Here is a 13234-nt window from a genome sequence, read left to right on the forward strand (position 1 = left end):
AATCAGGCCACAAAGCAACTATCACTGATCGGGTTTATCATCACAGTGTTCCACCAGCCATTGAGTTTGCACCAGCTGCAGCACAATACTCGCGTTCTCAAAATCGTATTCATCGAGTAACCTAGCCAGTTCGAGTAACTGCGGCTGATAACGCTTATTTGGTAACTTACTGAGCAGCTCATCAACCACATCAGTGGCCCCTGTGTCGCTGTCAAGCAACATGCGGTTGAGCACGTTAAACTTGTCTTTAATGTTCGCTGTATCTTGGCTTTGTGTATCAACGCCTTGTGTCTTGGTATTCACTTTGTAATGTGGCTTTAGATCTCGCAAGACACTTTTAACGCTCTGCATAAATGGCCCTAAGCGGTCATGGATCGCTTGTAAATATGGGGCCAGACCCTCTCCTTTTTGTAAACAAGTATGCTCAAGCTTTGACCCATAGTCCTGTAATTCATATGCGCCTATATTACCCGCAAGTGCTTTAAATGTATGTGCCCACAAACCTATCTTATCGTTGTCTTGCATATCGGATGATAGTAAGTCTTGTAATTGATAAGAGAATGCATCTTCTTTGTCTACAAAGCGCCGTAACAGTTGTATATACAAGGCTAAGTCTCCATCGGCAATTTGTAAGCCCGCTCTGGCATCAAGGCCTTTGATATGAACAAAGGGTTTAATATCATCATCATAAATATTCTTTGGTGTTGGCACCGTCACAGTCCCACTGGGTGATACCCATTGCACAATAGTTGCTATCATATCGGCGATATTAATCGGTTTAAAAATTATATCGTTCATACCACATGCTTTAACCGCGTGCTGATTGTCTTTTGTAACGCTGGCGGTCATAGCAATGATGGGTAAGTTAGCTAAATGTGCCTGCGCGCGGATCAATTTGGTGGTTTCATAGCCATCCATTAAAGGCATTTGGCAATCCATCAGTACCCCGTCGAATGAGTGGCTTTGTAAAATATCTAAAGCTTGTTGGCCATTGCTTGCAACGTCTACTTGTGCCCCATGCTTTTCCAACAATGCAATTGCAAGCTCTTGGTTCAACTCATTATCTTCCACCAACAATAATTTTAGGCCGTGCAGTGGTTGTTCATTTGCTGTTTCAAGCTGCGCTTCTTTATACGTTGTGGCTGTGCCATCAAGTTTGGCAAGTGCATCATAAAGCGGCGTTGGAAAAATGGGCTTAGCCAAAAGGGTAACTAGTTCATCCTGAGCCGCTATATGCTGCAAATGTTCAGTCTCATAATCAGCCAGTAACACAACATGACCATCAAGGCTGTGTTTTCGATACATCGCTATCAGTGACAAGATCTGCTCAGCATGTTGGTCAACAAACACAGCATCGCTTTGCATCAGCAGTGGCTCTATTTGCGCTAATTGCGCGCAGCTAAAACAATGAACTTGTAGATGTGCATGCTCTAAGTAACGCAGTAGCGCCCTACTTGCGTATTGGTCGTCATCCACTACTAACACTTGTTTGAACGGCAACTCTGGCGTACTAATGAGCGCGGATGATAAACACTGCACCGGCAAAGTAAACGAAAATGTGCTGCCAATATCAGGTGTACTTTGGCATTCAATTTGCCCCCCCATCAAGGTAACAAGTTTTTGACTGATGGCTAAGCCTAATCCAGTGCCACCAAACTTCCGCGTGATTGATGAGTCAGCTTGGCTGAACGATTCAAACAGCCGGTGTTGCTGCTCTTGTGTCATACCTATGCCCGAGTCAATAACTGCAACAACCAACGTGAGCTGATTGTTTAGCTGCTCCTCTAAGGTGACGTTAAACATAACTTGGCCATCTTGCTCAGTAAATTTAATAGCATTACTACCCAAATTTAACAAAACCTGACTGATACGTAATGGATCACCACAGAGCTGGTGAGGAATATGAGGGTCAATTGACACGCTAATTTTTAAGTCTTTTTCTTGAGCTTTAATACTCAGTACATCAACACAATTAGATAAAACCTCTTCCAATGAGAACGGCACCATTTCGATATCCAATTTGCCCGCCTCAATTTTAGAAAAGTCTAAAATATCGTTGATGATCCCGAGCAAAGACTCTGCACTACGGTGGATTTTTTCAACATAGTTTCGTTGCTTACGGTTAAGTTCAGTATCTAATACGAGATAACTCATGCCGATAATGGCATTCATGGGTGTGCGAATTTCATGAGACATGTTAGACAAAAAATCTGACTTGGCTTGTGTCGCACTCTCGGCGGTTTCCTTAGCCTGCTTTAAAGCAGACTCTAATGCTTTCGCATCAGATATATCCATACTAATACCAAATATACTGCGCTTTTGCGTTTTATTATCTTGGCGAAAACTGCGACCAATGCTGAGGATCCACTTCCATTTGTCGTCTGCGGTGCGCATCCTAAACTCGCAGCGAAATATCGATGACTGTTTTTTAAAGTAGGCGACGAGCGTATTTTGCACATGTTCAAAATCATCAGGATGAATAAGTGAGCGCCAACGCGCTATCCCTTTACCATGTTTTTGCTCAAGCTCATTGTCAAAATAACCTAACATCGTTGACCAAACCGTGTTGGTTAGCAGGATATCTTTATAGCTATCCCACTCCCACGTGCCCACATTTGCACCATGCATGGCTAATTCAATACGTTGCTCTGCTTCTTTAAGCTCGCTATAGGATAGAGAATTTGCTAATGCGACGGCCAAATGATTCCCGACAACTCGCAAGATACTCAGCTGGGAATCACTAAACGCCTGCTCTTTATCAGATTGCAACGAGAAGATTCCAAGCACTTTGCCGTCTACAATCAAAGGCATACAAAATACGGATTGGGTTTGCGTACCATTTAAACAATTCGATGGTGTCAAATTATACTCTTGCCACAGTTCTTTGTTGTCGAGTAATAGCTCTGTACCAAGCTTAATGCTGGTACTTTCAGGAAGAGTGTTGTTGTCTATTTCGATATCTAATAGCGACAGTGGGTTGCCATTTTGTTCCGCAAAAATAAACTCCATCACTTGCTCATCTTGTTGATAAAGGCCAACCGCAAAAAAGTCATAGGCAAGAGTATTAGACAGGTGAGCGTTGATTGTATGACAAATTTTGCTCACATCAAGGCTTGCAGAGGCATCCTTTCCAACCTCTGCTAGTACAATAATATCTTGCGTTCGCTGAGCCACTTTTTGTTCTAACTTCATTCCCGCCAAACTGAGTCGCCTGAAGCGCCAAGCAATTGCACTCGCCACTACCATAACTAACAAGATTGGCATTGATATTTGAAACCAGAGTGTTTGAAACCACGCAGGTATGCGTACAATTTTGATGGCAATGCCTTGCTTATTCCACACCCCATGATTGTTACTACCCTGAACTCGTAGTTCGTATTCGCCCGGTGGCAAGTCTCGGTAGGTCACTTTATGGCTTGCAGTAATATCGCTCCAACCATTTTGATATCCAACTAACCAAGTTCGATAACGGTTATCACTGGGGGCTTGATAATCCAGCGCAGAGAAATGCACCGCTAGCGTATGATTCTTTGGACTTATGGTTATTTGCTGACTGAGGTCTTCAACTCGGTGTTCATCTACCCATGCCTGAGTAAATACCAATTTGGGAATGGTCGTATTCACTTTAACCTCGTTAGGCGCAAAACGCGTGATCCCATCGATACTTCCAAATAATATCTGATCGCCGACCATTACCTGAGAGCGCACCAAAAAGTGATTGTTTGCCAGCCCATCATGGGTGGTAAAATGATGAAAGACGTTGGTTTTTGTATCTAGCCTATATATACCACTAGATGTGGCAAGCCACAAAAACCCTTTTTTGCCCTTTATCATAGACTTAACAACGAATGAAGCATCTGTAGTCGTGTTGTTAAAGCGCCTAAACTGACGGCTTTTCAGGTCATAGCTCGTTAGACCGTTATTAGTCGCTAGCCACACTTTGCCATCAAACTCAATTGCTTGGTTTACATAGTTATTACTTAGACTCGCTTCGTCATTGTGCGCAATAAATTGCACCGAGTTACGTCCATTTGACTCTAACCGAAATACCCCCTCACCATCGGTGCCAGCCCAAACCCGCTGCTCACTATCTACAAATAAAAAGTGTGCATCCACATGAGGTAGCAAAGATTGATATTGCTCAGAGCCAAGACGCCATCTTATAACCGAGTTTTGACCTCCAAGGATCAACCAAGCCCAGCCTTGGCGGTCAAATACAATGTCTTCTACAGAGTGGCGTTCATCGTTGAGCCAAAACAACGGGATTAAATGCAGCTCATTTGTTTGCTCATCAACACGGTAAAGGCCGAAGTTAGTTGCAGCAAACAATTGGTCGTATTGATTTCTCGCCAATTTATGAACTCGTAATCGATAATCACCAGTGAGCTGTGAACGCTTAGCAAACGGCGTAAACTTTTGCTTTACATCAAAGTGCACTAACCCTCTACCAGTGCCCAACCACACCCCTCCCTGACGAGCTTCAGCCATGCTCAGTACTTGACGAAATAACCCCGAGAGTAAGTATTCTTGTAAATAGTTCTGGTGGGATTTAAAAACAGCTGGCTCGGGGTAAATTTTCACCACGCCAGAATAACGCGTCGCTGCCCACAGTAACCCTGTTTCGTCTAAGTAAATCTGCCTAACATCTCTACTTGATAGTAGCGCCAGCTCCGACGTATGCGGCATGTTTATAAATTCACGCTTGGTCGTAGAAAAACGGTAAATACCAGCAAAAGTTGACAAGATAATGTCACCGTTATGGTGCAACATGCTAGAAACGCTAGGTAAGCTCTCTGACGGCAAATCAAACGTTTGATAGCGGCCAGTATCAGGTGAAAAAACCCCAAAACTACGCCTTGTGGCAAGCCACATTTGACCTTGCTCATCAAACGACACGTGTCTGACTTCTTGGTGATCTAACTCGCTTGAGTACATGTCAAAACTGCTTAATTGCCCGGTTTGTCTATCAAGCTTTTGCAAACCATAGGATGTGCCGTACCAAATAACCCCATGCGTATCTTCACTAATGCTCCAAACGCGGTTTTTGCCAGAATGGTTTGGGTCTTCAGCGTCATACACAAAGCGCTTAAAGCTGCGCTGATCACTTTGTAATTGATTTAAGCCTCCCCCGTTAGTACCTACCCATAAAGTACCATCGCGACTTTCAAACAAAGTTTGGATCTTATCCGCACCTAGTGAATTATCTTTTTTACTATCATGGCGAAGGTGTAAAAATGACTGAGGACCATTTTGTAGATTGAGTCCACCACCCCATGTACCGGCCCAAAGCCGCCCCTGTCTATCAAAAAGAATACTCGAGACACTATTAGCGGATAGGGAGTCACTTCGGTTTACATCATATTTGTAGGCGACAAATTGGTAACCATCGTAACGCATAATGCCATCAGCGCTTGCAAACCACATATACCCATTTGGATCCTTTGCCAGCGCATAAATTTGCGGGTTAGAGAGACCGTTATAGGCAGAAATATGTTCCACTTTTAACTCAGAATTGACCACTTGTGCTTGTGCATTATTGTGTGTAGCGGCAAAAAGCGTAACAACCAATAAGATAAAAGTGACTAACAATGGTTTCACATAATGCTCCAAGGTAAACGCAAGCAACGTAATTACCCACGACCAATACGAAACTAAAATTATAACAGCAATTTCACTGAATTAAGGATATTTACCCTTCATGATGCATCTGCTTGACCGTATGCTATTACTATACAACTGGCTAGCAAAAAGAATGTATCCATGACCTCTGCGACAAAAAACATGACCGTGCTCATCGTTGACCCTTTCGAGGCATTCCGAGCAATGATTAGTAAAGTGCTCCAAGAATTTGGAGAAGTCACTGTCATTCAAAGCTCCCATGGCAACGATGCTCTTGATAAACTTGCCTACCATGATGTTGACCTGATAATTGCAGAGTGGCAGCTATCGGGTTTATCAGGAATCGAATTTTTAACACAAGTTCGTACCAACACACGCACCGCGAATATTCCGTTTCTCATGACCTCTTCCACGATAGAACAATCACATGTCGTTCGAGCAATCCAATGCGGAGTATCAGAGTTTGTGGTTAAGCCCTTTTCTAGCAAGCAACTGAAGTCTCGCATTCAAAGCGCCTTTTCACGACCCATTCGGGCCTATCAGGGAGAGGTAGAGCAAGATCCAGAGAAAAGCAAAGACAGTCAGATCCAAGTGTTAATTGTTGACGATGTTGCTGATAACATCAAAGTGATCAGTGATATTTTACGCAAAGACTATAAAGTAAGAGCTGCATTAAATGGTAAAAAAGCACTGCAAATGTGCACTATAGAGCCTCAGCCAGATATTATCTTGCTCGATATCATGATGCCCGAAATGGATGGATTACAAGTCTGCGAAAAACTCAAGTCTGATCCCAATACCCAGCACATCACAGTTATTTTTCTTACCGCGCTTGAGCAAACTGAACACGTTGTCAAAGGTCTTTCTTTGGGTGCGGTGGACTACATTACTAAGCCCGCCAATCCGGCCATAGTAAAATCGAGAGTGCAAGCGCATTGCAGAAATATTCACTCCAATCGACTTATGCGAGATCAAATAGACACTATGCTTGAAAATGCCCGACTCAGAGACGAGTTTGACAATATAAATCAAAATGAGCTGTCCAAACCCATCGCGCATATCAAACAAGCAGGCGACCTTTTAGCCAATCATTTACGTCACCCAGAGCAAGCAAAGTACTATCTCAATGAGATCAAATTAAATTGCAACCAGCTTCAATTGCAATTAGAAAGTATGTCGGCGATTTGTAAAATTGAAAAGGACAACTATGCGTTAAACCCACAACCTCACACTCTATCCTATGTCATTGATGATGTACTAGAAAATTTAGCAAACATGCTAAAGCAGTATAAACTTAGTGCCCACACTTCAGTGGATAAAAACCTGCAATTTTTTGGTGAGCGTACACTAACTTACACACTACTCATTCATCTAGTAAAAAATGCGATAGAAGCATCAAGTAAACGAGCAAGTATCAATATTAATGCCAACCAAAGTGATGAGCATATCGTCATCACCATACACAACTCAGATACAGTACCGCAGCAAGTTCAAGCACAGTTTTTTGAAAAATTTGTCAGTCATGGCAAGCCTAGCCATTTAGGCTTGGGAACCTATACAGCAAGGCTACTGTGTGAAGCGCAAGGAGGAAGGCTTGCTTTTAGAACAGACCAGAGTCTAGGTACTGAAGTGTTTGTGCACCTTCCTAAAGGTAAGTAAGTTTTGTTTATAAGCACAGCACTTATTTTATCACTTTGAGATAACTAGGCTGGGTTTCAGGCCTCAATGGTATTGTTGTCTGCTCACGGTATCCCAAAGTTTCAGCGCGTAGAGCACTGACATGACTAAAGACGGTCTTAACACCATAATATTGCTCAATATCTTTATCACTCTCTAGCAAATCACCCAACTCAAGCATTAGGTAGTAGGCAGTATGTTGAATTTTCTCAGGCACTTGTTCTTCAACGTCACCTTTTACAAACCAGCGACGGAGCCAAAGTTCAAGACGATTACAGCCATGCCCTTGCACAATCATCCCAACCGCCAATGCGATCGCGACAACCATCAAAATTATAAAAATTATAACCGGTTGCATCTTTTATGCACCCTCCACATATTGACCCTAAAATGTGATAAGTTATTTATTCCGACCTATATGCCATAGCCAAACTTTGAGCTGCAAATTTGCCGCTGTTAGCTGCTCAACTTCAAATTTTCCGACTGTTGAGTATGTTAAAGACAAAGCCATTTGAAAAATAAAAACTAGACTACACGTCAAGAAAAAAGCCAAATATTTTCACCAAATATTAACTTTCGCTCTAAAGGGTGTCAATTCAAACTAAGTCCATTTAAATCTAACTATCGGCAATGAACTGATATGACATATAAAAACCGTATACAGTATATAAATATATTTATACAAAACCAAGAGATAAAGTTAATCTTTGTTAACAATATTGGCTAACACGAGTACGGAGTCAAAATAAGCTATTCCGCACTTTTATTTTCTACGTAAACATTGAATAAGTACTTGATTGGAAAGCTTAACAGAACACAACCTGTAATTATATTAATCGCTATCGTGGCAATGCTGTAAACGCGGTAATCATACAATACATTGATATCTAAATAGCCGCGTAAAACTAGCTGAGTGAAGTTTAAAATCACGCCACTTAAGCTGCAATACATGATTATCCTCGCGTACAGAGAAAAGCGACATCCTCTAATTCTGTGTGCAATATAGAGTGTTAGCATGAATAAAAAACCAGTAACCATAAAAGAAACATAGAAGATACGTCTTCGGTCAATGACATCCATATTTAGTTCGATGATGTCATAAACTAATGGCACGGTATAAAAGCTACCCAAAGCAACTGCAAATGTGCTCACTAAACATGAATATAGCTGATGATCTTGCGATGTTTGTAAACTTGCTTTATCAATCAGTGAAAAACGTGTGCCATGACGTAGATAAACAAACAAAGTCAGTAAAAATGCGCTGTTCTCTAAGGTTATCGTTATCGTGTTTGTGACTTTTACATACTCTATCATCAGGCTTTCCCGCGGCTATACACTCTCATTCATCAGACTTATATAATATTTGTATAGCTTTAAATCAGCGTGACTTATATATGCTTATTATTTTACAACTTTTAAGTTAGGCTTTTTAGCCTTATCTGACTGAGTTGTTGTGCCTTCTTCGCCTAGGTTAGGTTGCGATTCATATTCTGCGGTCTCAGCGTGCAATTCACTGACTTTGGATAGCGCCTGCCTTACACTGTGTTGTTGAGCATGATCTTCTTGTTCTTCTAACGCTTTCCCAAGCTCCATCATAATATGATAAGCCTGGCTTTGTAACTGATCTGGCGCATCATCATCGACGTCTTTGCCTAACACCAACTTATGCAGTTTTTTTTCAAACTTCAAACGCTTTTGTCCATGAACAACCGACATGACAACAAGCCCAAATGAAATTACCATAAGCACAGTGCCTATGATCAATGGCTGCATAATAGCCTCTCCCATGCATGTTAAAACTACGATATCTATTTTTTTTAATTATCAAAAAAACCTAAACAGTGCTAATTGCGTCCATATATCAAAATAACCATCTAGGTATTATGCTGTTTTCGATTGGAAGTATAGTGCCCCTCTCAAAGCGCTATGATGTTAAATCTTCTTTGCTTCAGTAGCAATAGACCGACTGCTTTACATACAATTTTTTACACAACTGTTAATGTTGGGTGTCGAGAATGTTAGCTCCGGCTAGCGAACAACTTTTCTTATCGTGTAACTAGCGCTGCAATTTTATGTAATAGTGCATTTTGCTCAATTGGTTTTGCTATATAGCCATCAAAGCCAACTTTCTGATATAGACGCTTATCTTCTTCATAAGCATTGGCAGTAAGTGCAATGATATGGATTGAAGGCGCGATTTGTTTAATAATTTTACATGCCTCAACACCATCCATTAATGGCATCTGAATATCCATTAAAATAATTTGAGGCACTTGCTGCTTAACCGCATTCACTGCTTCTTGGCCATTACTTGTCATGTTAATATTTGCATTTGTAGGTGCAAGCATTGCTCTTACAACCGTTTGATTGATCTCATTATCTTCAGCGATTAGGATAGAAATCCCGCTAAAATCAAATAACTCTGTGCTATTTTCTTCATCTTCAGAGACATGGAAAGTTTTAGCCAGCGGCAAAGTCACCGAAAAAATACTGCCCTTATTTGGTTCGCTTTGCACATCAATAGAACCATGCATCATAGCCACTAAGGAGTGTGTTATCGCAAGCCCTAACCCTGTACCACCATATTTGCGCGTTGTTGATTTATCTGCCTGTTCAAAGCGATAAAAAAGACGGCTAATCTCCTGTGGGCTCATACCAATTCCGGTATCAACAACATGAATAATCAAATCCCCAGACGCTTCCAGTTCTCTAAATAAAACTTCTACCTGCCCTTGCGCGGTAAACTTAATCGCGTTTGATATTAGATTTAATAAAATTTGCCGAACCCTAACCTCATCACCAACCCAATAATCACTCGATAAATCTTTGTCAAAACTTAAGGAAATCCCTTTGTCAAAAGCAATGACCGACAGCTCTGATTTTAAGTTCTCGATTAGCCGACTTAAATTAAAAGGCTGCTGTTCCAAAGTCAGCTTGCCCGCCTCTATCTTGGAAAAATCCAAAATATCATTAATGATGGTACTTAACGCCTTAACGGAATAGATACCTTTTGCCAATAATTCCTGCCCTTGCTCCCCTAAAGACTCGGCCTTGAGCAATTGTAATGTACCATACAAGCCATTCATTGGCGTGCGGATCTCATGACTCATGTTCGCTAAAAATTCCGACTTAGCCATCGTTGCTTGCTCTGCTTGCTCTTTTGCTTCAGATAGAGCTTTTTCATGATTAAGCTGCTCAGTTAAATCGTACGCTATCCCCAAAAAGCCAAACAAATTATCTTGTTCATCTCGCAGTGCCGTAATACTCAAGCGAACTTGGATATGATGTCCATCCTTAGCCACATAAGTCCAACGATTGGCATCTTTCACCCCAGTTCTTGCCTTTGCAACAAAGCTCTCAAAGCCGGGTTCTATCTCAGTACCCAACTCCTCACTAAGCTCCCTAGCATGTTCTACCACCTCCGTTTCTAAATGAAAAACAGCAGGGGTCGCAATCCCCACTAGTTCTTCCGCAGAATAACCCAGCAACTGCTCAGCTGCAGGGTTAAATAACGTAATAGTGCCAAGCTCATCTGTGGCGATAATTGCATAACTTGCAGAAGTTAGAATACTACGCTGTAAAGTATTCGTTTTTTCAACTTCTTGTGTACGCAATATAACTTCATTTTCTAACTTAAGATTCGCCTGCTTTAAGGCAATTTCTGTTGCTTTTGCAATCTCAACTCGTTGCTGCTTTATTTGATTTCTTTTGAGCAGCATGCCTTGCAAGCTAAGCATCAGGATCATCAACAACAGCACTATTCCCATCACCGGAACACTTGCTTCTAAGGGAGATTCAAGATTGAGCGCATAAATGAATGTGGGGGTGGCATATATGGACACTAACCATTTTCTACCAAACATATCTATTTGCTTAGTAACATTAAATTGCTTTAGCGTGTGGCGTTGCTCACCATGAGTAAAAAAAGTGATGCCCTCATCCGGTGTAATATCCGATATGGATAAAATAACATTATCACTGAGCGTTCGAATTGAAGATAAAACTTCATCAATTAAAATAGGTGAATAGCTCCAACCAACTAAGTTGTCGAGTCTCTCATTGACATTATTTGCCCCCCCCGAGCCATATATCGGCAATAAAATTAAAAATCCCTGCTGAGCTTTTTTGTTTGCCTGTACTAAGGTAATCGGGGCTGTTAATCGAGCTTCATCGCTTATAGCTGCATCCATGGCAGCGCGCCTGCGCATTGTTTCAGAGCCAATATCTAACCCTACAGCGCTGGCATTGCGTCTTTCTGGTTCTATAAATTGAATAATAAAACGACTTTGAGCATGTGGGGTTAGTTGCTTAACTTTAAAAGATTTATCAGGCCGTTGCTGCCGCACTTGTTGAATAAACGCCTGTTCCTCTTGCGGCATAACAAAACGGATAAAACCAAAACCTCGTGCCCCTGGAAACTCACGGTTATAGTCTCTGACTTTCATGTAGCGTTGCATGGCATAATAGTCAAAGTTATCAACACCTACCGCCGATATTGCGCCACTTAAACCAAACAGGCCGTATTGATACAACTCAACGCGCTGCTCAACGCCAGTGGCAACAAATTCAAGCCGCTCAGCCAAGGCTTCATGGATTCTTTGCTCTCTAAGCTGAGATTGCTGCTTATAAACTATTGTGCAATAAACCAATCCAGCCACCAAAATTAGCAACGGCAATAGCAGTAAAGTCAGTACCGTGAAGCGCTTCTTTTTTGGTTTGAACAAAATGTCACCCATTAAAACATTACTCTGTGAGTCAGATATTTAGCTTGTTAATACGTTTAAATTTCATACTTACAAACTCTGCTCTGAGTATAGATTTTATACTCCCTGATGCAAATTTGTTTAGAGCATGTTCGTTTAATGGTTTTGTGTACAACTTTGCACATTGTCAGCTTTACAGTAATGGTAGTCTAAAAAGTAATTTTGCTTTTCCGGCAGCTGTTTTTGCGTTATGTACTCATATAACAGTTGAGCAGACAGTTGCCCCATAGCATACGGCTTTTGGCCTATGTTTTGTGTAGAAAGTCCTTGTGACAAAGCTTGGAGCTGAATGTTTTCTGTATCTGCGGATATAATCGTTACCGTTTGATCTGCTATCTTTGCTTTAAATGGCATAAGCATCTCAATATACCTAGGGCTAAACTGTGCAAACCCTGCTACAGCAACAAAAATAGGAGGCTTGGGCTGCTTAATCACATTCAATAATTGTGACAAAGCATCATCTCGGCGACCCATAGTATATAGCGGGCATCGAATGTGCTCTTGCCACCCAGATGTAGAGGTTAACTTATCTGATTTTCCACCAGATAAAGCATACCTTATACCTCGAATACGCTCATTTAAATTTGGCGTGGTGCGATGACCAGATTGAATACATATCGACTGTATGGCATCTTTTTTATATTTTTTGGCCACTTCAGCCAGCGCTTTACCAAAATCAAAATTATTTGTGCCAACATACGCTAAACGGTATGCGCGATGTTGAGGTAATAGGTCAGAATCAAACGTAACCACGGGGATCCCCTTTTGCTTTGCAGCTTGCAAAGCTCCCTCCACCAAATACGCAGAATCGGTGGTAGAAATCATTAGCCCATCGATCCCCTTATCGACCAACTCTTTGACAATAAGCACTTGTGTGCGTACATCTTGATAGTCATCGGCACCATCATAAATACAGCTCAAGTCGTCATGTTGTTTGGCAAACGCTTGGCAACCATGAAATGACTGCTGGTAAAAACTATCATTTTTGGTTTTGCCAATCACCGCTATTTTCAACTGAGCTTGAACATGGCATGCCACACAGGTCAACACCAGTATCAGTAATTTAGTGTATTTCACGCTAACCCTTAAACTCTTTGAATATACTGATTAAAATCAGTACTACTGACTCTTAGATTAACAACAACATTAAGAAAAAAGAAACAAATTTTTAACCA

At 41.4% G+C, this 13234-nt stretch carries 7 protein-coding genes; 1 reads left to right on the forward strand and 6 read right to left on the reverse strand.

Annotated features, from left to right (window positions below; translation table 11 throughout):
- Positions 1 to 21: 21 nt before the first annotated feature.
- A complete protein-coding gene (locus HG263_RS11925; RefSeq protein WP_171626300.1) occupies positions 22 to 5598 on the reverse strand; it encodes a two-component regulator propeller domain-containing protein in 5577 nt (1858 codons plus the stop codon).
- Between the two features lie 162 nt (positions 5599 to 5760).
- Between HG263_RS11925 and HG263_RS11930 the strand changes: the two genes are divergently transcribed.
- On the forward strand, positions 5761 to 7278 hold the full coding sequence (locus HG263_RS11930; protein ID WP_171626301.1) for a response regulator: 1518 nt from the start codon (positions 5761 to 5763) through the stop codon (positions 7276 to 7278).
- A gap of 22 nt (positions 7279 to 7300) precedes the next feature.
- On the opposite strand, the gene HG263_RS11935 is transcribed toward HG263_RS11930, so the two are convergent.
- The 5 genes from HG263_RS11935 to HG263_RS11955 form a co-directional block, all read right to left on the reverse strand.
- The gene (locus HG263_RS11935; protein WP_171626302.1) at positions 7301 to 7654 is read right to left on the reverse strand and encodes a hypothetical protein; all 354 of its coding nucleotides are present in this window, start codon (positions 7652 to 7654) and stop codon (positions 7301 to 7303) included.
- Between the two features lie 392 nt (positions 7655 to 8046).
- Positions 8047 to 8610 carry a hypothetical protein gene (locus HG263_RS11940; protein ID WP_171626303.1) on the reverse strand — a complete coding sequence of 188 codons (564 nt, stop codon included), beginning with the start codon at positions 8608 to 8610 and terminating at the stop codon, positions 8047 to 8049.
- An 87-nt stretch (positions 8611 to 8697) separates the two neighbouring features.
- Positions 8698 to 9069, reverse strand: a complete 372-nt coding sequence (locus HG263_RS11945) for a hypothetical protein (protein WP_171626304.1) — start codon at positions 9067 to 9069, stop codon at positions 8698 to 8700.
- Between the two features lie 272 nt (positions 9070 to 9341).
- The gene (locus tag HG263_RS11950) at positions 9342 to 12032 is read right to left on the reverse strand and encodes a CHASE domain-containing protein (RefSeq protein WP_171626305.1); all 2691 of its coding nucleotides are present in this window, start codon (positions 12030 to 12032) and stop codon (positions 9342 to 9344) included.
- A gap of 123 nt (positions 12033 to 12155) precedes the next feature.
- A complete protein-coding gene (locus tag HG263_RS11955; RefSeq protein WP_171626306.1) occupies positions 12156 to 13136 on the reverse strand; it encodes a substrate-binding domain-containing protein in 981 nt (326 codons plus the stop codon).
- Positions 13137 to 13234: the final 98 nt, after the last annotated feature.

This window comes from Pseudoalteromonas caenipelagi (genome assembly GCF_013140855.1).
GTDB classification, from domain to species: domain Bacteria; phylum Pseudomonadota; class Gammaproteobacteria; order Enterobacterales; family Alteromonadaceae; genus Pseudoalteromonas; species Pseudoalteromonas caenipelagi.

Excerpts from the sequence above, each read along its gene's own strand:
- HG263_RS11930 (WP_171626301.1), top strand. The coding sequence starts at position 5,761 with ATGACCTCTGCGACAAAAAACATGACCGTGCTCATCGTTGACCCTTTC.
- HG263_RS11940 (WP_171626303.1), bottom strand. The coding sequence starts at position 8,610 with ATGATAGAGTATGTAAAAGTCACAAACACGATAACGATAACCTTAGAG.
- HG263_RS11950 (WP_171626305.1), bottom strand. The coding sequence starts at position 12,032 with ATGGGTGACATTTTGTTCAAACCAAAAAAGAAGCGCTTCACGGTACTG.
- HG263_RS11945 (WP_171626304.1), bottom strand. The coding sequence starts at position 9,069 with ATGCAGCCATTGATCATAGGCACTGTGCTTATGGTAATTTCATTTGGG.
- HG263_RS11935 (WP_171626302.1), bottom strand. The coding sequence starts at position 7,654 with ATGCAACCGGTTATAATTTTTATAATTTTGATGGTTGTCGCGATCGCA.